Annotated in this window: 26 protein-coding genes; all 26 read right to left on the bottom strand. The window is 64.6% G+C overall.

What is annotated here, in order from left to right:
* Positions 1–2: 2 nt before the first annotated feature.
* Positions 3–284 (bottom strand): DUF1467 family protein, encoded by a 282-nt coding sequence (locus tag IFT71_RS14975; RefSeq protein ID WP_031393778.1) that lies wholly within the window; start codon positions 282–284, stop codon positions 3–5.
* A gap of 4 nt (positions 285–288) precedes the next feature.
* On the bottom strand, positions 289–1,926 hold the full coding sequence (locus tag IFT71_RS14970; RefSeq protein ID WP_031393779.1) for a ribonuclease J: 1,638 nt from the start codon (positions 1,924–1,926) through the stop codon (positions 289–291).
* Between the two features lie 63 nt (positions 1,927–1,989).
* Entirely contained in the window at positions 1,990–2,766 is a 777-nt protein-coding gene (locus tag IFT71_RS14965; RefSeq protein ID WP_183936328.1) for a type III pantothenate kinase, read from the bottom strand.
* A gap of 72 nt (positions 2,767–2,838) precedes the next feature.
* On the bottom strand, positions 2,839–3,606 hold the full coding sequence (locus IFT71_RS14960; RefSeq protein ID WP_192141802.1) for a biotin--[acetyl-CoA-carboxylase] ligase: 768 nt from the start codon (positions 3,604–3,606) through the stop codon (positions 2,839–2,841).
* Positions 3,573–5,018 (bottom strand): NADH-quinone oxidoreductase subunit NuoN, encoded by a 1,446-nt coding sequence (gene nuoN, locus IFT71_RS14955; RefSeq protein ID WP_192141800.1) that lies wholly within the window; start codon positions 5,016–5,018, stop codon positions 3,573–3,575. The genes IFT71_RS14960 and nuoN overlap by 34 nt, the downstream gene beginning before the upstream one ends.
* On the bottom strand, positions 5,018–6,550 hold the full coding sequence (locus IFT71_RS14950; RefSeq protein WP_031393833.1) for an NADH-quinone oxidoreductase subunit M: 1,533 nt from the start codon (positions 6,548–6,550) through the stop codon (positions 5,018–5,020). Before IFT71_RS14950 ends, nuoN begins: the two co-directional genes overlap by 1 nt.
* Positions 6,550–8,658, bottom strand: a complete 2,109-nt coding sequence (gene nuoL, locus IFT71_RS14945) for an NADH-quinone oxidoreductase subunit L (protein ID WP_192141798.1) — start codon at positions 8,656–8,658, stop codon at positions 6,550–6,552. The genes IFT71_RS14950 and nuoL overlap by 1 nt, the downstream gene beginning before the upstream one ends.
* Positions 8,659–8,663: 5 nt before the next feature.
* A complete protein-coding gene (nuoK, locus tag IFT71_RS14940; RefSeq protein WP_031393835.1) occupies positions 8,664–8,972 on the bottom strand; it encodes an NADH-quinone oxidoreductase subunit NuoK in 309 nt (102 codons plus the stop codon).
* On the bottom strand, positions 8,969–9,580 hold the full coding sequence (locus IFT71_RS14935) for an NADH-quinone oxidoreductase subunit J (RefSeq protein ID WP_031440949.1): 612 nt from the start codon (positions 9,578–9,580) through the stop codon (positions 8,969–8,971). The genes nuoK and IFT71_RS14935 overlap by 4 nt, the downstream gene beginning before the upstream one ends.
* Positions 9,581–9,699: 119 nt before the next feature.
* Complete coding sequence (nuoI, locus tag IFT71_RS14930; RefSeq protein ID WP_031393837.1) at positions 9,700–10,185, bottom strand: NADH-quinone oxidoreductase subunit NuoI; 486 nt, start codon at positions 10,183–10,185, stop codon at positions 9,700–9,702.
* On the bottom strand, positions 10,182–11,231 hold the full coding sequence (nuoH, locus tag IFT71_RS14925) for an NADH-quinone oxidoreductase subunit NuoH (protein ID WP_031393838.1): 1,050 nt from the start codon (positions 11,229–11,231) through the stop codon (positions 10,182–10,184). The genes nuoI and nuoH overlap by 4 nt, the downstream gene beginning before the upstream one ends.
* The gene (nuoG, locus tag IFT71_RS14920; RefSeq protein WP_192141795.1) at positions 11,228–13,222 is read right to left on the bottom strand and encodes an NADH-quinone oxidoreductase subunit NuoG; all 1,995 of its coding nucleotides are present in this window, start codon (positions 13,220–13,222) and stop codon (positions 11,228–11,230) included. The genes nuoH and nuoG overlap by 4 nt, the downstream gene beginning before the upstream one ends.
* Entirely contained in the window at positions 13,222–14,523 is a 1,302-nt protein-coding gene (gene nuoF, locus IFT71_RS14915) for an NADH-quinone oxidoreductase subunit NuoF (RefSeq protein ID WP_056050371.1), read from the bottom strand. Before nuoF ends, nuoG begins: the two co-directional genes overlap by 1 nt.
* Entirely contained in the window at positions 14,523–15,191 is a 669-nt protein-coding gene (locus IFT71_RS14910; protein ID WP_031393841.1) for a complex I 24 kDa subunit family protein, read from the bottom strand. Before IFT71_RS14910 ends, nuoF begins: the two co-directional genes overlap by 1 nt.
* Complete coding sequence (locus tag IFT71_RS14905) at positions 15,191–16,402, bottom strand: NADH-quinone oxidoreductase subunit D (RefSeq protein WP_197975229.1); 1,212 nt, start codon at positions 16,400–16,402, stop codon at positions 15,191–15,193. The genes IFT71_RS14910 and IFT71_RS14905 overlap by 1 nt, the downstream gene beginning before the upstream one ends.
* A 20-nt stretch (positions 16,403–16,422) precedes the next feature.
* Entirely contained in the window at positions 16,423–17,271 is an 849-nt protein-coding gene (locus tag IFT71_RS14900; RefSeq protein WP_037527520.1) for an NADH-quinone oxidoreductase subunit C, read from the bottom strand.
* A complete protein-coding gene (locus IFT71_RS14895) occupies positions 17,268–17,837 on the bottom strand; it encodes a NuoB/complex I 20 kDa subunit family protein (protein WP_037527518.1) in 570 nt (189 codons plus the stop codon). The genes IFT71_RS14900 and IFT71_RS14895 overlap by 4 nt, the downstream gene beginning before the upstream one ends.
* Positions 17,828–18,202 (bottom strand): NADH-quinone oxidoreductase subunit A, encoded by a 375-nt coding sequence (locus IFT71_RS14890; RefSeq protein WP_031393845.1) that lies wholly within the window; start codon positions 18,200–18,202, stop codon positions 17,828–17,830. Before IFT71_RS14890 ends, IFT71_RS14895 begins: the two co-directional genes overlap by 10 nt.
* Positions 18,203–18,453: 251 nt before the next feature.
* Positions 18,454–19,266 carry an inositol monophosphatase family protein gene (locus tag IFT71_RS14885; protein ID WP_031393846.1) on the bottom strand — a complete coding sequence of 271 codons (813 nt, stop codon included), beginning with the start codon at positions 19,264–19,266 and terminating at the stop codon, positions 18,454–18,456.
* Positions 19,267–19,425: 159 nt separating this feature from the next.
* Positions 19,426–19,989, bottom strand: a complete 564-nt coding sequence (efp, locus tag IFT71_RS14880) for an elongation factor P (protein ID WP_183936336.1) — start codon at positions 19,987–19,989, stop codon at positions 19,426–19,428.
* A gap of 73 nt (positions 19,990–20,062) precedes the next feature.
* Positions 20,063–20,671 carry a M23 family metallopeptidase gene (locus IFT71_RS14875; RefSeq protein WP_192141793.1) on the bottom strand — a complete coding sequence of 203 codons (609 nt, stop codon included), beginning with the start codon at positions 20,669–20,671 and terminating at the stop codon, positions 20,063–20,065.
* 4 nt (positions 20,672–20,675) lie between these two features.
* The gene (locus IFT71_RS14870) at positions 20,676–21,692 is read right to left on the bottom strand and encodes a L,D-transpeptidase family protein (protein ID WP_056674790.1); all 1,017 of its coding nucleotides are present in this window, start codon (positions 21,690–21,692) and stop codon (positions 20,676–20,678) included.
* Positions 21,693–21,818: 126 nt separating this feature from the next.
* Entirely contained in the window at positions 21,819–22,505 is a 687-nt protein-coding gene (gene thiE / locus IFT71_RS14865) for a thiamine phosphate synthase (RefSeq protein ID WP_031440955.1), read from the bottom strand.
* 75 nt (positions 22,506–22,580) lie between these two features.
* Entirely contained in the window at positions 22,581–23,501 is a 921-nt protein-coding gene (locus IFT71_RS14860) for a class I fructose-bisphosphate aldolase (protein WP_192071250.1), read from the bottom strand.
* Between the two features lie 13 nt (positions 23,502–23,514).
* Complete coding sequence (locus IFT71_RS14855) at positions 23,515–23,844, bottom strand: type II toxin-antitoxin system PemK/MazF family toxin (RefSeq protein WP_081877811.1); 330 nt, start codon at positions 23,842–23,844, stop codon at positions 23,515–23,517.
* Positions 23,841–24,071: a type II toxin-antitoxin system RelB family antitoxin gene (relB, locus tag IFT71_RS14850; RefSeq protein ID WP_192141791.1), complete on the bottom strand. Its 231-nt coding sequence runs from the start codon at positions 24,069–24,071 to the stop codon at positions 23,841–23,843. The genes IFT71_RS14855 and relB overlap by 4 nt, the downstream gene beginning before the upstream one ends.
* Positions 24,072–24,134 lie beyond the last annotated feature (63 nt).

The following is a 24,134-nucleotide window of genomic DNA, read 5'->3' as shown; positions in this document are numbered from 1 at the left end:
CGCTAGCGGCGGACCATGTCGCGTGTGTCGAACAGGTCGAACATCTGCGGCGTGATCCAGCCGTAAGCGTAATTCAGCTGGAACAGCACGAACAGCGTCGTCGCGACGATCGTCACGCGCCAGGCCACGCGGCCGGCGTGGAAATCATGCGGCGCGCTTTCGGACTGGCCGGGGACGGTTTCGCCCCCGACCTCACGCGTCGTCCGCACACCGAATGGCAGGACCAGGAACACCGAGAACGCCCAGAACAGAACGTAGATCGCGAGTGCCGAGGTCCAGCGCATCGGCTCAGCCTTCGATCAGCAGAACGTCGACGATCGGCTTCTTGCCGGTCCAGCGCGTCGAGACCTTGCGGACCGCAAGCCGGACCTGCTCGCGCATCTTGTCGATATCGCGCTTGCCGCCCCGCACGGTGTCGGCAACCGCCTGGACCGCATCCGCGACGAACGCGGCACGATCTTCCTCGACAGGCACGCCCTGAACGCGGACCTGCGGCTGGCCAAGCATCCGCCCGTCCTTGCCGATCGCCACCGCGACCGAAATCTGGCCGTTGATCGCCAGCTTGCGACGCTCGTTCAGCGTGGTGCCGTCCGCCGGCAGGATCACGTCACCATCGAGGACCAGACGTCCGACCGTCGCATTGCCGATCTTGACCGGCCCCTTGGGCGCCAGCCGGACGATGTCGCCGTTGCTCTGCACCAGCGCACGGGGAATCCCCTGCTCCAGCCCGAAGCGCGCATGCTCCATCATGTGGCGCATCTCGCCATGCGTCGGGATCAGCGTGTCGGGACGCAGCCACTCGTACATCTGCGCCAGTTCCGGCTGGCCGGGATGGCCCGAGACGTGGACGTGCGCCTGGCGCTCAGTCACCATCCGGATGCCCTTGGCGGCCAGCGTGTTCTGGATGCGGCCGATCTGGACCTCGTTGCCGGGGATCTGCTTCGACGAGAAGATCACCGTGTCATCGGCCTCGAGCGTGATCGTGTGGCTGCCATTGGCGACCCGCGCGAGCGCGGCGCGCTCCTCGCCCTGCCCGCCGGTGGCGATGATCAGCACCTTGTTCTTGGGCAGCCGCATCGCGGTGTCGGGATCGATCGTCTCGGGGAAGTCCTTCAGATACCCCGTCGCGCGCGCGACCTTGATGATCCGGTCGAGCGAGCGTCCGGTGACGCAGAGCTTGCGGCCGGTTTCCTTCGCCACTTCGCCGAACGTGTGGAGCCGTGCGGCGTTCGACGCGAAGCTGGTGATCATCACCCGGCCCTTGGCCTTGCTGACCTCCTCGAACAGGCCCTTGCGGACCGTGCTCTCGCTCCCCGACGCGGTGGTGTTGAAGATGTTGGTCGAATCGCAGACCAAGACGTCGACGCCCTTGTCGCCGATCGCCATGAAGCCTTCGGGCTTGGTCGGATTGCCGATCACCGGGTTCTTGTCGAGCTTCCAGTCGCCGGTGTGGAACACGCGACCATAGGGCGTGTCGATCAGCAGCGCGTTCGCCTCGGGAATCGAATGCGACATTTCGACGAAGGTGAAGCCGAACGGCCCGAGCTGGAAGTTGCCGCCCATCGGGATCATCTTGAGCTTCACGCGGTTGGCGATCCCCTCTTCCTCGAGCTTGCCGCGGACCAGGCCCATCGTGAACGGCGTCGCATAGATCGGCACGCCAAGGTCTTCGGCGAGATAGGGCAGCGATCCGATATGGTCTTCATGGCCGTGCGTGATCACGATGCCGAGCAGATCGTCGATCCGCTCCTCGATGAAGGACAGGTCGGGGAGGATGACGTCGACGCCGGGATATTGCGGATCGGCAAAGGTGATACCGAGATCGACCATCACCCATTTGCCCTGGCAGCCATACAGGTTGACGTTCATGCCGATTTCGCCGGAGCCGCCAAGGCCACAGAAAAGGAGTTCGTTCTTCGGAGTCATTGATTACTTTCAGGATTACAGGGGAATGTGGCCCGCAGGCCGGTTGGCGCGAGCCCAATGGCCCTAGATATGGTGACGGTCCCACATCATCGCCAGCCCCTGGATCGTCAGGTCGGCCTCGATGACGTCGAACACGTCGGTCTGTTTTTCGAAGAGGGTAGCAAGTCCGCCGGTCGCGATGACCTTGACCGGGCGTCCGACCTCGGCCTTCATTCGCGCCACCAGCCCCTCGATCATCGCGACATAGCCCCAATAGATGCCGATGTGCATCTGCGAGACCGTGTTCAGCCCGATCACGCTGGTATCGCCGGGTGCCTCAATCGCGATCCGCGGCAATTTGGCCGCGGCAGTGACCAGCGCGTCGAGCGACAGGTTGATCCCCGGCGCGATGATGCCGCCCTTGTACGCGCCGCGATAGTCGACGAGGTCGAACGTCGTCGCCGTGCCGAAATCGATGACGATCAGGTCGCCGTCGTGCAGCGCGTGCGCGGCGATCGTGTTGACCGCACGATCAGCGCCCAGCGAGGCGGGCTCGTCGACATCGATCGCGATCCCCCATTCGACCGGCGCGCGGCCGGCGATCAGCGCCTCGGTCGCGAAATATTTCGACGCGAGGACCTGCAGATTGTGCAGCGCGCGCGGCACCACCGTCGCGATGATCACGCCCTCGACCGCGCCCCGGTCATGCCCACCGAGCTGCATCAGCTGGCTCAGCCACACCGCATATTCGTCCGCCGTGCGACGCGGATCGGTCGCGATCCGCCAACGCGCGACGATGACGCCCTTCTCGACGAGCGCGAACACGACATTGGTATTGCCGGCATCGATGGCGAGCAGCATGCGGGGACCTTCAACCTTTCCGTGCGGATAGTGCATAGTCGAGACCCGCGGCGATGGCGATGACGCGCCGCATCACAGCAGGAATATGTCGGCGGCGTGGATGACACGGCGCTCGCCCGACGCGGTGCGCAGGATCAACGCGCCATCGCTATCGAGCCCCACGAACAGTCCCTCGACCGCGTCGCCGTCCGCCAGCCGCGCGGTCAGCGCGGTGCCCGCCCGATGCGCGCAATCGACCCAGCGCGCGCGGACCGGCGCCAGCCCCTCCGTCCGCCAACGCGCGACCCAGCGCGCAAACCCGTCGGCAAGGATGTCGAGGAACGACGCGGGCTCAATGACGACGCCATGCACCGTGAGATCGGTCGTCTTGCGATCGGCCAGCTCGGGATGGTGCGCAATGTTGACGCCGAAACCAACGACGACCGCATCGTCCGCGCGCTCAAGTAGGATACCGGAAAGCTTGGCATCGGCGAGCAGCAGGTCGTTCGGCCATTTGAGCAGCAGCGTCGCGCTCGAGTCCGTGGATCCCTGTTGGATACCGGCGACTAGGAAGGTCGACACGGCCTCATACAACGCTACCGCCGCGACCAGCGCGAGGCTGGCGGCGGGCGGATCGCCCGGACGCAACCGCACGAGCGTGCTCGCATAGAGATTACCGTCAGGCGATGACCATTCCCGCCCCTGCCGGCCGCGTCCCGCAGTCTGCCGGACCGCCCTCAGCCAGAGGCCGTCATCGGCGCCGGTGCGGGCCAGCGCCAGCAGGTCGGCATTGGTCGATCCTGTCTCCGCAACGGTACGGATGATGCTCAGAACAACGCCCGCGCTGCCGCCATCGTCCATGCGCCGAGCACGGGGATGAGCAGATAGCCGGCCGGCGAGACGAACACCGCCGCCAGCGCGATCAACCCGCCCTCAGCCTTGTTGTCCATCGGCGCAAAGGCGGGTGCCGGATCGTCGAAATACATCGTCTTGACGACACGCAGGTAATAATAGGCGCCGATCACCGATGCCGCGATGCCGACCACGGCGAGCGGGAAGAGGCCTGCATCGACGGCCGCACTGAACACCGCGAACTTCGCATAGAAGCCGAACAGCGGCGGGATGCCGGCAAGGCTGAACATGAAGATTGCGAGTGCTGCAGCGAGCCCCGGCCGCGTCCGCGACATGCCCGCAAGGCTCGCAATCGTCTCGACCGGCTGCCCGTCGTCGCCGCGCATCTGCAGCACGACCAGGAACGAGCCCAAGGTCATCGCGACATAGATCGTCAGATACATCAGCACGCCCGACACACCTTCCGGCGTCCCTGCAGCGAGACCGATCAGTGCGAAGCCGACATTGTTGATCGACGAATAGGCCAGCAGGCGCTTGACGTTGGTCTGGCCGATTGCGGCGACCGCGCCGAGGATGATCGAGGCGAGCGCCGCGAAGATCACGATCTGGCGCCACTGGTCCGTCGCCGGCCCCATTGCCTCGATCGCGACGCGTACCGCCATCGCCATTGCCGCGACCTTGGGAGCCGAGGCGAAGAAGGCGGTGACGGGCGTCGGTGCGCCCTCATAGACGTCGGGCGTCCACATGTGGAACGGCACCGCGCTGATCTTGAATGCAAGCCCTGCGAAGACGAACACCAGACCGAACAGCAAGCCAAGCGACTTGGTCCCGGCATAGGCGTCAGCGATGCCCGAGAACAAAGTCGTGCCGCTGAAACCGTAGACCAGCGAGATGCCGTACAACAGGATGCCGCTGGCGAGCGCGCCGAGCACGAAATATTTGAGGCCTGCCTCGGCCGAACGCCCGTCGCGCCGCATGAAGCTGGCGAGAACATACGCCGCAAGGCTCTGCAGCTCGAGACCGACATAGAGCGTCAGCATGTCGCTGGCCGAGACCATGATGCCCATGCCGCAGGCCGACAGCAGGATCAGAACCGGATATTCGGGACGAAGATCCTCGCCCTGTGACCGCGCGAAGAAGCTCGGCGCCATCATGATCGCGACCGCGGAGGCGATGTAGATCAGCACCTTGGCAAAGGCACCGAACGCATCGGCACGGTACAGGCCGTCGAAGGCGTAGCCGCCCGACGATGCCGGACCGACCAGCGCGATCCCGGCGCCGACCAGGACGAACACGGAGGCGATCGACACGGCGCGCGTCGACGTATCCCCGCCCCAGGCCGAGACGAGCATCAGCGCGATCGCGCCCAGTGCCAGCACCAGCTCGGGCAGCGTCATTGCGATGTTAGCGGCGTATTCCATCAGTGTGCCTCCCCGTGCGCGGCTTCATGCACGGTGGCGGGCTTCCCCGCAGTTGGGTTCGAATCGCTGGCCGGCTTGGCGCGGTCGACGCGCGCGAGCAAGACGCTGACATCCTTGCGCATCGGCGCGAGGAAGCTTTCGGGATAGACGCCCATCCACAGCACGACGGCTGCGATCGGCGCGAGCAACCAGAATTCGCGCGCCGACAGGTCGACCATGCCGCGAACGTCGTCCGACTTGATCTCGCCAAAGACCACGCGACGATACAGATACAGCATGTACGCCGCACCCAGGATGATGCTGGTCGTGCAGAGCAGCGCCGTCCAGGTCGAGACCTGATAGGTGCCCATCAGCGACAGGAACTCGGCGACGAAGCCGCTGGTGCCCGGCAGGCCGATCGACGCCATGGTGAAGAACAGGAAGAAGATCGCATAGCGCGGCATGTTGATCGCCAGGCCGCCATAGCGCGAGATTTCGCGGGTATGGAGCTGGTCGTAGATCACGCCGACGCACAGGAACAATGCACCCGATACCAGCCCGTGGCTCAGCATCATGATCATCGCGCCTTCGATACCCTGGCGGTTGAACGCGAACAGACCGATCGTGACGATCGCCATATGCGCGACCGACGAATAGGCGATCAGCTTCTTCATGTCCGACTGCACGAGCGCGACAAGCGACGTGTAGATCACCGCGACCGCCGACAGGCCGAAGATCAGCCAGGTGAGCTGGCCCGAGGCTTCGGGGAACATCGGCAACAGGAAGCGCAGGAAGCCGTATCCGCCGAGCTTGAGCAGCACGCCCGCCAGGATCACCGACCCTGCGGTCGGCGCTTGCACGTGCGCGTCGGGCAACCAGGTGTGGACCGGCCACATCGGCATCTTGACCGCGAACGACGCGAAGAACGCCAGCCACAGCCAGGTCTGCACATGCGCCGGGAAGTCGTAGTTGAGCAGCGCCGGGATGCTCGTCGTGCCCGCGGTCTTCGCCATGTACAGCATCGCGATGAACATCAGGACCGAGCCGAGCAGCGTGTACAGGAAGAACTTGTACGACGCGTAGATCCGGTTCGCCCCGCCCCAGATACCGATGATCAGGTACATCGGGATCAGGCCGGCTTCGAAGAACACGTAGAACAGGAACAGGTCCTGCGCCGCGAACGTGCCGATCATCAGCACTTCGGTGAACAGGAACGCCGCCATATATTCCGGCACGCGGGTCGTGATCGAGCGCCAGCTGGCGCCGATGCAGATCGGCATCAGGAACACGCTGAGCATGATCAGCATCAGCGCGAAGCCGTCGATGCCGAGCGACCATCCGAACGGACCGAAGATGCCGGGTGCATGCTCGACGAACTGCCACTGCGCGCCGCCGATGTCGAAGTTCATCCACAGCATGATGCCGAGCACGAAATCGATCAGCGTTGCCGCCAGCGCGAGCATCCGGGCCGTGTTCGCCGAGACGAACAGGCAAGCGATGGCCGCGATCATCGGGACCGCGATCAGGACGGAGAGGATAGGAAAGCCGGTCATTAATAGAGTCCGATCGCCCAGGTTACGGCGGCTGTCAGGCCGATCAGCATGACGAAGGCATAGGTGTATAGATATCCCGTCTGGAAGCGGCCGGCGACGCGCGCGCCGACCTGGACCAGCCAGGCCGACCCGTCGGGGCCGAACCGGTTGATCGTCTTCTCGTCACCGCGGTGCCACAGGAAGCGGCCGATCGCGAAGGCGGGGCGGACGAAGATCAGGTCGTACAGCTCGTCGAAATACCACTTATGCAGCAGGAAGTCGTAGAGCACGCCGAACTGTTCTATCACCTTGCCCGGGAAGGACGGGTTCTTAATATAGGCGTACCAGGCGGTCAGAAGGCCGAGCAGCATCGCGATCGTCGCCGACAGCTTGATGATGAGCGGCACGCCGTGCATCTCGTGCATCAGATGTTCGCGGAACGCGAGTGCGCCCTTCCAGAACTCTTCGCCTGCGCTCGGCTCGATAAAGTAACCGTGGAAGACGAAACCTGCGAGCACCGCACCGATCGACAGAACGATGAGCGGGATCAGCATCGGCAGCGGGCTCTCATGCGGGTGATACCCGCCATCGCCTTCCGCCGGCGCATGCACGGCATCGTGATGATCGTGCGGCGCATGGCCCGCATCCTCGGCCTTGGCCGGGTTCGCATGGTGATCGTCCGCATGGTGCGCGTCGTGCGCATGGTCGTCGTGACCGTGCGCATCGTGGAGCGCATGCTGGATGTGCTCCGATGCGGCCCAGCGCGGCTTGCCCCAGAAGGTGAGGAACATCACGCGCCACGAATAGAAGCTGGTGAGCAGCGCGACGAGCACACCGACGAACCACACGCCCGGCTGACCCGCGGCCCAGCTCGCCTCGATGATCGCATCCTTCGAATGGAAGCCGGCGAACCCGAATGCGGTGTTGCCGAAGATGCCGGGGATGCCGACGCCGGTGATCGCGAGCGTACCCGCCATCATGCCCCAGAACGTCACCGGGATCTTCTTACGCAGGCCGCCATAATAGCGCATGTCCTGCTCGTGGTGCATCGCATGGATCACCGAGCCGGCACCAAGGAACAGCAGCGCCTTGAAGAAGGCATGTGTGAACAGGTGGAACATCGCCGCGCCGTACGCGCCGACGCCTGCTGCGAAGAACATGTAGCCGAGCTGCGAACAGGTCGAATAGGCGATGACGCGCTTGATGTCGGTCTGGACGAGGCCGCAAGTGGCGGCGAACAGGCAGGTCGCGGCTCCGACCGAGGTGACCACGGTCAGCGCGACCGGGCTCATCTCGAACATCGGCGACAGGCGGCACACCATGAACACGCCTGCGGTAACCATCGTCGCCGCGTGGATCAGCGCCGACACCGGGGTCGGGCCTTCCATCGCGTCCGGCAGCCAGGTGTGCAGGCCGAGCTGTGCCGACTTGCCCATCGCGCCGACGAACAGCAGCAGGCAGAGCACCGTCATCGTATCGAAGCGGTAGCCGAGGAAGCCGATCGTTGAACCGGCCATGCCGGGCGCAGCCGCCAGGATCTCGGGGATCGAGACCGTGCCGAATACCAGGAACGTGCCGAATATGCCGAGCATGAAGCCAAGATCGCCGACGCGGTTGACGACGAACGCCTTGATCGCCGCGGCGCTGGCCGAGGGCTTGCGGAACCAGAATCCGATCAGGAGGTAGGACGCGAGGCCCACGCCTTCCCAGCCGAAGAACATCTGAACAAGGTTGTTCGCGGTCACGAGCATCAGCATCGCGAAAGTGAACAGCGACAGATACGCAAAGAAGCGCGGCTGGTCGGGATCCTCGTCCATATAGCCCCAGCTATACAGATGGACGAGAGCCGACACTGACGTGACGACGACGAGCATCACCGCGGTCAGCGCATCGACGCGCAGCGACCACGCGACGTTCATGTCGCCCGACTGGATGAAGTTGAGCAACGGCTCGACGGTCGCGCTGCTGGTGCCCGCCATGAAGCCGAGGAAGATCGGCCAGGACAACAGGCACGACGCGAACAACGCGGCCGTGGTGACGATTTTCGCCGGCACGTTGCCGATCGCGCGATTGCCGAACCCGGCAACGATCGCGGCCAGTAACGGCAGGAAGACGATAAGCTGGATCAACCGTATTACCCCTTCATCCGGTTGACGTCGTCGACCGCAATGGTGCCGCGACCGCGGAAATAGATGACCAGAATGGCCAGGCCGATCGCGGCCTCACCCGCCGCGACCGTCAGCACGAACATCGCGAACACCTGTCCGACGAGATCGTTGAGGAAGGCCGAGAAGGCGACGAGATTGATGTTCACCGCGAGCAGGATCAGCTCGATCGCCATCAGGATGACGATGAGGTTCTTGCGGTTCAGGAAGATGCCGAGCACCCCCATGGTGAACAGGATCGCCGCGACGACGAGGTAGTGGACGAGACCGATCGTCACAGTTCGACTCCCTGCCCGACGACCGGGCGCGTGTTGCGCGTTGCGTCCTGCGGACGGCGTGCGTTCTGGCGGCTGATGTTCTGCGCCTTTACGCCGCCACGCTGGCGATGCGTCAGCACGATCGCACCGATCATCGCGACGAGCAGGACGAGCCCGGCCGCCTCGAACACGAACAGATAGCGCGTGTAGAGCAGGTTGCCGATCGCCTGGATGTTGGGGACGCGGGCATCGATCGGCGCCGCGCGCCGGGCGAGCTGGATCGGCCCCGTGCTCCACGCGCCGATCGCGATCATCACCTCGGCGGCGAGTGCAACCGCGAGCGCCAGCCCGATACCGAAGTACCGCGCCACGCCGGCGCGCATCTCGGCAAAGTCGATGTCGAGCATCATGACGACGAACAGGAACAGCACCGCGACCGCACCGACATAGACGATGACGAGCAGCATCGCGATGAACTCGGCCCCGACGAGGATCATCAGACCCGCCGCGTTGAAGAAGGCGAGGATCAGCCACATCACCGAATGGACCGGATTGCGCGACGCGATCGTCATGGCGCCCGACAGGACGACGACGAAGGCGAAGAGATAAAAGGCTAGGGCCTGGATCATGAGGTCCTCGTCACCCCAGCGAAAGCCGGGGTCTCACGCCGCGCGGGCGCGCTCGGAAACGGGGAGATCCCAGCCTGAGCTGGGATGACGGAGTTAATCTGTGTCATCGCGGCGCTCGCTTAACGGTACGGCGCATCGGCGGCAAGGTTCGCCGCGATCGCGCTTTCCCAGCGATCGCCGTTATCGAGCAGCTTCGACTTGTCGTAGATCAGCTCTTCGCGCGTCTCGGTCGAGAATTCGTAGTTCGGACCCTCGACGATCGCATCGACCGGGCACGCCTCGGCGCACAGGCCGCAATAGATGCACTTAGTCATGTCGATGTCGTAGCGCGTCGTGCGGCGCGAGCCGTCGTCACGCGGCTCGGCCTCGATCGTGATCGCCTGGGCGGGGCACACAGCCTCGCACAGCTTGCACGCGATGCACCGCTCTTCGCCATTGGGATAGCGACGCAGCGCATGCTCGCCGCGGAACCGCGGGGACACCGGGTTACGCTCGTACGGATAGTTGATCGTCGCCTTTTCCTTGAAGAAATAGCGAAGCGTCAACGCGTGCGCCTTCACGAATTCCCACAGGGTGAACGACTTGATGATCTGAGCAACGCTCATGAACCCACTCCAACGCGCGTCAGCATCAACACGCCCGACACGAGGAAAACCCAGAACAGCGAGACGGGCAGGAAAATCTTCCAGCCGAGCCGCATCAGCTGATCATAGCGATAGCGCGGCACGGTCGCCTTCACCCAGCTGAACAGGAAGAAGAAGAACAGGATCTTGGCGAACAGCCAGATGATCCCCGGCACGTAATAGAGCGGCGCCCAGTCGACCGGCGGCAGCCACCCACCCCAGAAGAGCGTCGCGTTTAGCGCGCACATCAGGATGACGTTGGCGTACTCACCCAGCCAGAACAGCGCGAACGCCATCGAAGAATATTCGGTCTGGTAACCGGCGACGAGCTCGCTCTCCGCCTCGGTCAGATCGAACGGTGCACGCTGCGTTTCCGCGAGGCTCGAGATGAAGAACATCACCGCCATCGGGAACAGCAGCGGATTGACGATATAGCCGTTGATATGCAGCCCGAACATGTTCTGCTGCGCGGTCACGATGCCGGACAGGTTGAACGTGCCCGACCACAGCACGACCGAGATCAGGATGAACCCGATCGCGACTTCGTAGCTGACCATCTGCGCGGCCGCACGCAGCGCCGAGTAGAACGGATATTTTGAATTCGACGCCCAGCCCGCGAGGATGATCCCGTACACGCCGAGCGACGACGCCGCGAGCACGTAGAGCAAGCCGACATTGATGTCCGCGAGCACGACGCCCGGCTGGAACGGGATCACCGCCCAGACGATCAGCGCGACTGTGAAGGTGATGATCGGCGCCAGCAGGAACAGCGCGCGATTGGCGGCTGCGGGGACGATCGTCTCCTGCAGGAACACCTTCAGACCGTCGGCGAAGCTCTGCAGCAGGCCGAACGGACCCACCACGTTCGGACCACGCCGAAGCGCCATCGCCGCCCAGATCTTGCGATCGGCATAGATGATCATCGCAACCGCCAGCATCACCGGCAGCGCGATCGCGAGAATGTCGATGATCGTCGCGAGGAAGAACGCCCAGTCGTAACCGAGCGAGGATTCGAACCAGGAGATCATTCGGCTGCCTCCGCAAAGTCTTCCCCGTGGAGAAGTTCAGCCGAGCAGCGCTGCATCGTCGGCGATGCGCGGCAGATCGCATTGGTCAGGTAGAAGTCCTTGATCGGATAGCCGGCCAGAACCCCCTCGCCTGCACCGTCGAGCGACGGCGGGCTCCACTCGAACGTCGCGAGCGCCTGGTGACGCAGCGCGGGAACGGCAGCGAACATCTCTTCGCGCAGCCCCTCGAAGCTGTCGAACGGCAGCGTGTGGCCAAGCGTGTCGGACAGCGCGCGGAAGATCGACCAGTCGTCGCGCGCATCGCCGGGGGCGAACACCGCACGCTCGCCGCGCTGGACGCGACCCTCGAGGTTGACCCAGGTTCCCGACTTCTCGGCATAGGTCACGCCCGGCAGGATGACGTCGGCAGCCGCCGCACCCTTGTCGCCGTGATGACCAACGAACACCTTGAAACCCGCGAACTGGCCGAAATCGACCTCGTCCGCGCCGAGGAAGAAGCCGAGCTTCGCCCCCATCACGTCGGCGATGCCGCCCGTCTGCGCATAGCCGAGCATCAGCCCGCCCATCCGCGACGCCGCCATATGGACCACGTTGAAGCCGTTCCAGCCGTCCTTGACGAGGCCCAGCGTGTCGACGAGCTTCAGTGCGGCGCCATGGCCACCCTTCAGCGCCGCGCCACCGACGATCACCATCGGGCGCTCGGCCTTGCCGAACGCCTCGGTCACCGCGTCGGGCAGATTGCCGAGCAGCGCCAGATCGTCGCCGAGCCACTCGACCTTGTAGGTCAGCTCGGTCTCGGGCCCGATCGCGAAGACCTTCGCGCCCTTCTTGATCGCCTTGCGAACCCGCGTGTTCACCAGCGGCGCTTCCCAGCGCAGGTTGGTGCCAACCAGCAGGATCGCGTCAGCACGCTCGGTACCGGCGATCGTCGTGTTGAAATTGACCGCGGCGATGTTCGACGCGTCATAGGCCATGCCGGTCTGACGGCCCTCGAGCATCGTCGAGCCCATCTTCGCGAGCAGCGCCTTGGCGGCGTACATCGTCTCGCAGTCGACCAGGTCACCTGCGACCGCGGCCACGCTCGACCCGGCATCAACCGCCTTGATCGCTGCAAAGGCCTCGTCCCATGTCGCAGGAACCAGCTTGCCGTTCACGCGGACATAGGGCTTGTCGAGACGACGACGCACGAGACCGTCGATCGCGTGGCGCGTCTTGTCGGTCGCCCACTCCTCGTTCACGTCCTCGTTGATCCGCGGCACGCAGCGCAACACCTGGCGACCGCGGCTGTCGAGCCGGATGTTGGTGCCGACCGCGTCCATAACGTCGATCGTCAGCGTCTTGCGGAGTTCCCACGGACGCGCCTCGAACGCGTAGGGCTTCGACGTCAGCGCGCCCACCGGGCACAGATCGACGACGTTGCCCGACAGCTCGCTCTTGACCGCATTCTCAAGATACGAGGTGATCTGCATGTCCTCGCCGCGGAAGATCGCACCGATCTCCTCAACTCCGGACACTTCCTCGGCAAAGCGGATGCAGCGCGTGCACTGGATGCAGCGGGTCATGACCGTCTTCACGATCGGCCCCATATACTTCTCGGTGACCGCGCGCTTGTTCTCGTCATAGCGCGAATGGCCGCGGCCATAGGCGACCGACTGGTCCTGCAGATCGCACTCGCCACCCTGATCGCAGATCGGGCAATCGAGCGGATGGTTGATCAGCAGGAATTCCATGATGCCCTCGCGGGCATTCTTGACCATCGGCGAGTTGGTGAAGATCTCCTGCTTGTCCGCCGCCGGCAGCGCGCACGACGCCTGTGGCTTGGGCGGACCCGGCTTCACCTCGACCAGGCACATCCGGCAATTGCCGGCGATGCTCAGGCGCTCGTGGTAACAGAAACGCGGGATCTCCTTGCCGGCAAGCTCGCACGCCTGCAGCACGGTGGCGCCCTGCGGCACCTCAATCTCTACGCCATCGACTTTGACTAAGGGCATTACTCTGCGGCTTCCATCATCGGCGCGGTGTCACCACCACGTTCGCGGATACGGCGTTCCATCTCTGGGCGGAAATGCTTGATCAGGCCCTGGATCGGCCAGGCTGCGGCGTCGCCGAGCGCACAGATCGAGTGACCCTCGACCTGCTTGGTGACCTGCTGCAACATGTCGATCTCGGACAGCTCGGCGTCGCCGGTGCGCATCCGCTCCATCACACGCCACATCCAGCCGGTGCCTTCGCGGCACGGCGTGCACTGGCCGCAGCTCTCATGCTTGTAGAAGTAGGAGATGCGGCTGATCGCGCGGACGATGTCGGTCGACTTGTCCATGACGATGATCGCCGCGGTGCCGAGGCCCGAACCGACTGCCTTCAGGCCATCGAAGTCCATCGCGCAGTCCATGATCTGCGCGGCGGGCACCAGCGGCACAGAGGAGCCGCCCGGGATCACCGCGAGCAGATTGTCCCAGCCGCCACGAATACCGCCGCAATGCGTCTCGATCAGGTCGCGGAACGAGATGCTCATCTCTTCCTCGACGACGCAGGGCTTGTTCACATGGCCGCTGATCTGGAACAGCTTGGTACCGCGGTTGTTCTCTGCGCCGAAGCTCGAGAACCAGGCCGCACCGCGCCGAAGGATCGTCGGTGCAACCGCGATCGATTCGACGTTGTTGACGGTCGTCGGGCAGCCATAGAGGCCTGCGCCTGCCGGGAATGGCGGCTTGAGGCGCGGCTGGCCCTTCTTGCCCTCGAGGCTCTCGAGCATCGCGGTCTCTTCGCCGCAGATGTAGGCGCCGGCGCCGCGATGGACGAACACGTCGAAGTCGTAGCCCGACCCGCACGCATTCTTGCCGATGAAACCGCGATCATAGGCCTCGGCAACGGCCGCGAACAGCGTCTCCGCCTCGCGGATATATTCGCCGCGGATGTAGATGTACGCGGCACGCGCACGCATCGCGAAGCCGGCGATCAGCGCGCCCTCGATCAGCTTGTGCGGATCGTGGCGGATGATCTCGCGATCCTTGCAGCTGCCCGGCTCGGATTCATCGGCGTTGATGACGAGGAAGTTCGGCCGGTCGGGCTTCGGCTCCTTGGGCATGAACGACCATTTGGTGCCGGTCGGGAACCCTGCCCCGCCGCGGCCACGCAACCCGCTCGCCTTCATCACGTCGATGATCGCGTCCTGGCCGAGCGCCATCAGGTCCTTGGTATTGTCCCAATCGCCGCGCATGATCGCCGCGTCGATATTCCACGGCTGAAAACCGTAGACGTTGGTGAAGATGCGATCCTTGTCGGCGAGCATCAGGCCCACTCCCCCCGGTAATCGTGGTTCGCGTCGACCATCGCCTTGAGCGAGGTCGGGCCGCCTTCGGGGCAGCTCGCGCGGCGACCGAATTGCGGCCCCGGCGTCGGCGTGCCGCCACTAGCAAGCGCCTCGAGGATCTCGGTCGTCTTGTCGTAGTCGAGATCTTCGAAGTTATCGTCGTTGATCTGGACCATCGGTGCGTTCGCGCAGGTGCCCAGGCACTCGACCTCGGTCAGCGTGAACATGCCGTCCGGCGTCGTGCCGCCCTTGACGAGGCCACGGTTCTTGCACGCAGCCAGCACGTCGTCCGACCCGCGCAGCATGCACGGCGTCGTGCCGCACACCTGCACGTGATAGCGGCCGACCGGCGCGAGGTTGAACATCGTGTAGAAGGTCACGACCTCATAGACACGCATGTACGGCACGCCGATCTGGCGCGCGACGAACTCGATCACCGGAACCGGCAACCAGCCCTGGGTCTGCGTTTCCGCACCAACCTGGCGCTGGGCAAGATCGAGGAACGGGATCGACGCCGACTGCTCGCGGCCCTTCGGGTAGCGCCCGAGGATCTCGTTCGCCTTCACCTGGTTCTCGTCCGTCCAGGCGAACGAGCCCCAGCGTGCGCGGGTCTCTGCCTCGTCGGGAATTTTCGGAGCTTCAGCCATCAGCGGTCACATTCACCAAAAACGATATCCATCGCGCCGAGGATCGCGGTCGTATCCGCCAGCATGTGACCCTTCGCCATGAAGTCGAAGGCCTGGAGATGCGAAAACGCGGTCGGGCGGATCTTGCAGCGGTACGGCTTGTTGCTGCCGTCGGCGACCAGATACACGCCGAATTCGCCCTTGGGGCTTTCGGTCGCGACATAGACGTCGCCGGCGGGCACATGGAAGCCCTCGGTATAAAGCTTGAAGTGATGGATCAGCGCTTCCATCGACTGCTTCATCTCAGCGCGCTTGGGCGGCACGACCTTGCGGTCGAGCGACGCGATCGGACCCTCGGGCATGTCGCGCAGGCACTGCTTCATGATCCGTGCCGACTGACGCACTTCCTCGACGCGCACCATGAACCGGTCATAGCAGTCGCCACGCGTGCCGACCGGCACGTCGAAGTCCATCTTGGCATAGACGTCATAGGGCTGCGACTTGCGCAGATCCCAGGCAATGCCCGAGCCGCGGATCATCGGGCCCGAAAAGCCCCATTTGATCGCATCGTCACGGCTGACGATCGCAATGTCGACATTGCGCTGCTTGAAGATGCGGTTGTCCGCGACGAGCGAGATCGCATCCTCGAACAGCCGCGGCAGGCGCGTGTCGAGCCAGTCGCCGATATCGGCGAGCAGCTTGAGCGGTGCATCCTGATGCACGCCACCCGGACGGAAATAGTTGGAATGCATGCGCGCGCCGCTGACGCGCTCAAAGAAGTTCATGCAGTCTTCGCGGATCTCGAACAGCCACAGGTTCGGCGTCATCGCGCCGACGTCCATGACGTGGCTGCCGAGGTTGAGCATGTGGTTCGAGATGCGCGTCAGCTCGGCGAAGAACACGCGCAGATACTGCGCCCGCTCAGGGACTTCGAGGTCGAGCAGCTTCTCGACCGCGAGCACCCAGCTATGCTCCATGCACAGCGGCGAACAGTAATCGAGACGATCGAAATACGGGAGCGCCTGCGTGTAGGTCTTGTACTCGATCAGCTTCTCGGTGCCGCGGTGAAGCAGCCCGACATGCGGATCGACGCGCTCGACGATCTCGCCGTCGAGTTCCATGACCAGACGGAGCACGCCGTGCGCCGCCGGATGCTGCGGACCGAAGTTGATCGTGTAGTTCTGGATCGTGACGTCGCCGGTCGTGGGATCGGCCGCATCGCCCTCGCCCAGAAGCTCCTCTACATAGAGACTCACTGGTTCTGTCCTCCGCCCTTGGTCGGGATCACGTCCGACTCCACGGGCTTGTCCTGCTTCTGGTTGCCCGGATCGGGCTCGCCCGCACCGCTCTGCGTGGTGTTCTGGACATCCTTCTTCGCATAGGGCTCGCTCGGCGCGTCGGGCGCCTTGGTCGCGCTCTGTGCCGCATCCGCCTTGACGATCGTATCGGCCGACAGCGGGGTCTGCGCCCCCTTGGCCTGCGGCAGTGCGCCCTTTTCGTCACCTGGAAGGACGTATTCGGCGCCCTCCCACGGGCTCATGAAGTCAAACGTGCGGAAATCCTGCGCGAGCTGCACCGGTTCGTACACGACGCGCTTCGCCTCTTCCGAATAGCGCAGCTCGACATACCCCGTCAGCGGAAAGTCCTTGCGCTGCGGATGGCCGCGAAAGCCGTAATCGGTCAGGATGCGCCGCAGGTCCGGGTTGCCGCTGAACAGCACGCCGTACATGTCGTACACTTCGCGCTCGAGCCAGCCGGCGACCGGCCAGATGTCGGTCACCGACGGCACCGGCTTGTCTTCGTCGGTCGCGACATGGACGCGCAGGCGGTGGTTCCGCGTCAGCGACAGCATGCAATAGACGACCTCGAACCGCTCGGCACGATCGGGATAGTCGACGCCGGCGATCTCCATGAGCTGCTGATAGGCAAGCCCCGGCGTATCACGTAGCGCGATCATCGCGTCGTACAGATCTTCACGACGGACGTGCAGAGCGACCTCGCCGACCTTGTCGACCGCGTCGAGCAGCATGCCGCCGAGTGCGGCGCGGGCCGCGTCGATCGTGCCGTCATTGGCGGCATAGGCTGGTGCGGGCGCCCTCACCGTTCGATGCTCCCGGACCGCCGGATCTTCCGCTGCAACTGCATGATACCGTACAACAGCGCTTCCGCAGTCGGCGGGCACCCGGGGACATAGATGTCGACGGGGACAATCCGGTCGCAACCGCGCACGACGCTGTAGCTATAATGATAATAGCCGCCGCCGTTCGCGCACGATCCCATCGAGATCACGTATTTCGGCTCCGACATCTGGTCGTAGACCTTGCGAAGTGCGGGCGCCATCTTGTTGCACAGCGTGCCGGCAACGATCATCACGTCCGACTGACGCGGCGACGCGCGCGGTGCGGCACCGAAGCGCTCCAGATCGTAGCGCGGCATGTTGACGTGGATCATCTCGACCGCGCAGCAGGCGAGCCCGAACGTCATCCACCACAGCGAGCCGGTACGGGCCCACTGGAACAGCTCCTCGGTCGAGGTGACCAGGAAACCCTTGTCGGTCAGTTCACCGTTCAGGCCGTCGAAAAAGCCCTGGTCGGGCGGCACGATCGCGCCACCGCCGGCGGGTGCCAGCAGACCGGAACCGGGCTGCGATGTGAGCTCTACTCCCAATCGAGTGCTCCCTTCTTCCATGCATAGGCGAGGCCGAGGGCCAGTTCGCCGATAAAGATCATCATCGAGATCCACGCGGTCCAGCCAAGCGTGAAGACCGAGACGGCCCAGGGAAACAGAAACGCCGCCTCGAGATCGAAGATGATGAAGAGGATGGCGATCAGGTAGAAGCGCACGTCGAACTGGCTGCGCGGATCCTCGAATGCGGGGAAGCCGCACTCATATTCGCTCAGCTTCTCGGGCGTAGGCTTGTGCGACCCGGTGAGCCTGGAGACAGCCATCGGCAGGAACACGAACGTGCTCGACAATGCGATGGCGACCCCGAGGAACAGGAGGATCGGAAGATAGTGCGACAGGTCGACCAAATGGCTTCTCGCAGATGCGAACAGATGGGGAGCCTTTAGGCCGATGGGCCCCGTGGGGCAAGGCTGGCGGCCCGTGAGAATCACTCGCAAGAGCTGTATGAGCCCCGTGGGAAACCTGCGTTACCTGCATGGTTGTGCAAGCAGCGGCAACCGCCGGGCGCCGGTCGTAGCCCCCAGCAATACCGTCACCCCAGCAAATACTGGGGTGACGGACATTTGGCAGGCCGGCCCGGTCTACCGACCAAGATGCATTAGCGCAGCGCGCCGGCCACCAGCTTATGCAGCCGCGAATGCAGCGCATCATTCGCCGCGAGGAACTCGTTGCGCTCCATCGCGCGGTCGCCACCGCGGAAGTCGGTCACGTAGCCGCCCGCTTCCTTGACCAGCAGCATCCCGGCCGCGACGTCCCATGGCTTCAGGTTCGATTCCCAGAAGCCGTCGAACCGCCCCGCTGCCAGCCAGGCGAGATCGAGCGCCGCCGCGCCGAGACGGCGGATCCCCGCCACCTCGGGTGCGACCGCACCGAAGATGCGGCTCCACTGCGCGAAATCGCCATGACCGAGGAACGGAATACCCGTCGCGATCAGCGAATCGGCTAGATCGCGCCGCGACGACACGCGCAGGCGCTGGTCGGTCAGCCACGCGCCGCGGCCTCGCTCGGCCCAGAAGCTCTCGTCGGTGAGCGGCTGATACACGAGCGCAGTCGTGACCTCGCGCTTGCCGTTCGGCATCGGCTCCTCGACCGCGATCGAGATGCAGAAATGCGGGATGCCGTGGAGGAAGTTCGACGTGCCATCGAGCGGGTCGACGATGAAGCGCGGCTTGTTGGGATCGCCCGCGACCTCGCCGCGCTCCTCCATCAACATGCCCCAGTCGGGGCGTGCGTGGCTCAGCTCTTCGAAGATCGTCTGCTCGGCGCGCTGGTCGGCCTGGCTGACGAAGTCGGCGGGACCCTTGCGGCTGACCTGCAGCTGCTGGACCTCGTTGAAATCGCGGCGCAGGCGCGGCGCGGCTTTGCGGGCGGCGCGCTCGATGACGGTCATGATGCCGGAATGGCTGGGCATTGTCTTCTATCTCCCCCCTCCCGCATGCGGGAGGGGCCGGGGGTGGGCGCGCGCTATCGTCGTCGCGCAACGTCAGTCGATCACGCCACTATCGGTGCGTGCCGTGGAGGGCGGGCGCCCACCCCCCAGCCCCCTCCCGCTTGCGGGAGGGGGAGTCGTTCAATCAGCACGCCTTACATAGGTCTGCTCATAGACATCGACCACGATCCGCGTGCCGGCACCGATGTGCGGCGGCACCATCACGCGCACGCCGTTCTCGAGCACCGCGGGCTTGTACGACGACGAGGCGGTCTGCCCCTTCACAACCGCATCCGCCTCGACGATCAGCGCCTCGATCGTGTCGGGCAGCTGGACCGAGATTGGCCGCTCTTCCCAGAGCTCCATCACGACATCCATGCCGTCCTGCAGGAACGCCGCGGCGTCGCCCAGGATGTCGGCATCGAGCGTGATCTGCTCGTAATTGATCTTGTCCATGAAGGTCAGCGCGTCGCCGTCGCGGAACAGATACTGGAAGTCGACGGTGTCGAGCCGCACCTTCTCGACGCTCTCGGCGGAGCGGAAGCGCGTGTTGCTCTTGCGGCCGTCGATGAGGTTCTTCATCTCGACCTGCATATAGGCGCCGCCCTTGCCGGGCTGGGTGTGCTGAATCTTCACGGCGCGCCAGATGCCGCCTTCATATTCAAGGATGTTGCCGGGACGAATCTCGACCGCGTTGATCTTCATGACCGATTCCTGCTGGAAAGAGCTAGGGGCCGTCCGCCAGGCAAGGCCGTGCGGAAACCCGAAGCCGCGCGCTTTAGCGGGATGGCCGCGCGCGGGCAAGCAGCGGGTAGGGATTGACCTCCTCGCCCTGCCACCAGCGCTGGCCCGGCTGCATCCGGCTCACCCCGAAATGCAGGTGATAATTGCCCGCGCCCGCGTCACCGGTATCGCCGACATAGCCAAGGCGGTCCCCCGCCGCGACCGCCATCCCTTCGCGCACGCCCGGCGCATAGCCCGCGAGGTGCGCATAATAATAGGTCCAGCGCCGGTCGGGTGACCGGACATAGACGGTGATCCCGCCAAGCGCGCTCTGGAACAGCTTCTCGATTCGTCCTGGCGCCGCCGCGACGACCGGCGTGCCGCCCGCCGCCATGATGTCGGTGCCATGATGCCCGCGCAGCCCGCCGCCGCGCGGATCGTTCCAGCTGTTGCCGACCGCGGTGCGCTTCACGCCGAGCACCGGCATCGTCAATGCTCGCGGCGCACCAGCATTCTGGACCTCTGCCTCAGCCTTCGGAGAGGCTGGCGACGGTGTGCGCCACGCCACCGCCTGCCGCCCACCGTCGCCGAACGACAGCATCGAAGCGAACGCGCCGACCACCAGGACGATCAGCGCGAGAATAACCCAGAACGTCCGCGTCATGAGATCAGGCCTGGAAGACCGCCTTGGTCCCCGGCTTGATCATCATCGACAGTCGCGCCGCATCCCAGTTCGTCAGGCGGATACAGCCATGGCTTTCGGCGCGCCCGATCGTCTCGGGGTTGGGGGTGCCGTGAATGCCGTAATGGTCCTTCGACAGGTCCATCCAGACAACGCCGACCGGACCGTTCGGCCCCGGCGGCAGCATCTCCTTCTTCTGTCCCTTCTTAGCATCCCAGAACAGCGCCGGGTTGAAGTGGAATTTGGGGTTATAGTCGGAGCCCTTGATCGTCCACGTCCCCAGCGGCAGCGGGTCGTGGCTCGACCCCATCGTCGCGGAGAACTGCGCGATCAGCTTGTCGTTCGCGTCGAGCACCCGTAGCACGCCATCGGACTTGTCGACGACGACGTGATCCGCCTGAGGCTGCTTCGCATCGACGTTCAGCATGTTGAGCGTCGCGCGCCAGTCGGGACGGAACTTGGGATCATAGTCGCGCGACGTCGGCAGAGCGTTGGGGAACACCACCTTTGTCCCCGCCGACAATTTGGTCGACGGCGAGTTGAGGGCCATGATCACCGCCGGCGTGGTGTGGAACATCTCACCCAGCTTCTCCATGACCGTCCGGTAGCCGATCGTCTGAAGCTCGGCCTGCTTCGCCGGGTCCTTGGGTAGCGGGTTGACGAACGGCCCCGCGAGCATCTCGGGCGTCAGCGCGACCGTGACGGTCGGCCGTGCCGCACGATAGGGATACAGCGCGCGCATCGTCTGCGTGTCGGGCTTGCCCGTGATCGGCAGTCCCTTCGCCTCCTGGAACCCCTTGAGCGCGGCCACGAGCGATTGCCCGCCGCGACCGTCAAGCACCCCGGGCCCAAAGCCCAGATGGTCGAGAATGACCTGTACATGCAAGACGTTGCGATCGATCGGCACGGGGGTAACGGAGGTCGACTGTGCGGATGCAGACGTGGTCGCACCGAGCAGAACGGCGGCCAGAACCGAGGTCTTCGTCAGAAATGCTGTCGTCATGCCGTGATCCCAAACCGTTACGCCTGTGGATCAAACGGTCGGGACGTCTGTTGTTTCCAACGGCTTGGCGCAAGCACCGTCACAGGCTGGAAGTGCAGTCCGTGTAACACCAGTCCCGCATCCGGCTCAGCGCTTGGCGAGCACCTCGCCGAATGCCTTGACCGCAGCGACCTCGTCGCCATTCCAGACGGCGCCCGACACCGCGATGAAATCGGCCCCCGCCGCCGCCAGCGCCGCGGCATTGTCCGGCGTGATCCCGCCGATCGCGACACACGGCATTTCGAACAGCGTCGACCACCAGGACAGAAGCACGGGCTCGGCCAGATGCTCGACGGTCTTGGTCGTGGTCGGATGAAAGGCCCCGAACGCGACGTAGTCCGCGCCGGCCTCGCCCGCTTCCATCGCCAGATGCCGGCTGCCGTGACAGGTCACGCCGATCTGCGCATTGGGGCCGAGCTGCGCGCGCGCCTCGCGCGGATCGCCATCGCTCTGCCCGAGATGCACGCCGTCCGCATCGAGCCGCTTTGCCAGCCCGATATCGTCGTTGACGATGAACGCGACGTCGCGCTCGGCGCAGATCGCGCGCAGCGGGGCGCCGAGCGCCGCAGCGGCGTGCTGGTCGATGTCCTTCACGCGAAACTGGAACGCCGCCACCGGCCCGGCGTCGAGCGCGCGTGCCAGTCGTTCGGGAAAGTCGCCGCCGACGTCGAGCGGCGAGACGAGATAGAGCTGACATGGCGGCCGCCGCATGTCGCGACGGAAATTCTCGGCGAATGTCGGGTCGAGCGGGCCCAGCGGATCTTCTTCGGTCATTCCCCGCCCCTAGCGGGTCGCGCCGCGCCCGTCACCCCGGCGCAGAGCCGGGATGACGGACGGGCGAAGCCGCGCTTATTCCTCGTTCTTGTAGATCCGGATGATCCGGTCGAGCATCGCCAGTGCCTCGTCGCGCGGACGCTGGAAGGTGTTGCGGCCGATGATCGAGCCGTTGCCACCGCCGTCACGAATATCGCGTGCATCCTGGAAGACCGCATCGGCACCCTTGGACGCGCCGCCCGAGAACACGTTGATGCGACGCCCGGCAAAGCTCGACTGGACGACGTGGCGGACGCGATCGGCCTGCTTGGACCAGTCGGTGCCGGCATAGAGCGGCTTGGCTTCCTTCTGCTCGATATGATCGGTCGGCAACTTGGTCTTGATGATGTGCGCGCCGAGCAACGCGGCCATGTGCGCGGCATAGGCGCCGACGTCGAGTGCGAGCTCGCCGTCCTTGGTCAGCTCGCCGCCGCGCGGATAGGACCAGATCACGGTTGCGATGCCGACCGACTTGGCCTCTTCGCTCAGCTCGCGAATTTCCTCGACCAGGTCGAAGAACTGGTCCGCGCCCGGATAGATGGTAAAGCCGATTGCCGCCGAGCCGAGCCGCACGGCGTCCGCCACGGTCGCGGTCACCGCCTGGTCGATCGACGTCGCCCAGCTGTTCGAGCTGTTGCACTTCAGGATCGTCGGGATCTGCCCGGCGAACGTGTCCGCGCCGGCCTCGAGCATGCCGAGCGGCGCTGCATAGGCGCTGAGCCCGGCGTCGATCGCGAGCTGATAATGATAGTGTGGGTCATAGGCCGCCGGATTGACCGAGAAGCTGCGCGCCGGGCCGTGCTCGAAACCCTGGTCGACGGGCAGGATCACCAGCTTGCCGGTACCGCCGAGCTTGCCCTGCATCAGGATGCGCGCAAGGTTCGCCTTCACGGCCGAACTCGTGGCCTCATACTTGTCGAGGATGGATTTGACGTGCGGTGTGATGGTCGAGGTCATGGTCATTCCTATCTTAGAGTTCGAGCCAGCGGCGCAGCGCGTCGTCGACCCGGGTCATGGTGGTGATGGGTATCGTACCGATAATCTTGACGATGGCGTTGCGGTCGAGCGTGTCGAGCCTGTCGACCTGAATCTCGCTGTCGCAGAGAAGACCCGTCTCGGGCGACGCCTCGAGCGACACGCGAAAGAGGCTGGTGCCGGTGATGACGCTGGTGAGTGGGCACAGCGAGACCGTGCCATGATCAGCGAACAGGTCTGACTGAACGACGAGGAACGGTCGTGGCTTCCGGGAAGACTCCCCTTTGCCAGCCCCGATCACGACCATGCCCCGTGTAATTTTCACGTCAGGGACTCCGCGAACATGGCACCCCAGTCTTCGTCCGTCGCGTGTCGATCATGTGCGGCAGCGAGGAGCGATTGCCGCTTTGCCTCCGCAAGGAACGCTTCATCGTGGCGTTCGACGTAGCGGCGCACGGCTTCGCGTGCGATATCGCTCTTGCTGCGTCCTTGCGTGCGGGCAACCGCCGCGAGTCGTTCTTCGAGGTCGCTATCGAGTCTGACGCCGAGCATCCGAGTCTCCGTTTAACATGTTAAACATAGACAGGGGACAGCGCCGGATCAACCCCTGCCCGA

This window comes from Sphingomonas sp. CFBP 13733, assembly GCF_014841795.1.
Taxonomy (GTDB): Bacteria; Pseudomonadota; Alphaproteobacteria; order Sphingomonadales; family Sphingomonadaceae; genus Sphingomonas; species Sphingomonas aerolata.
This window is presented reverse-complemented; position numbering and strand designations above follow the sequence as displayed.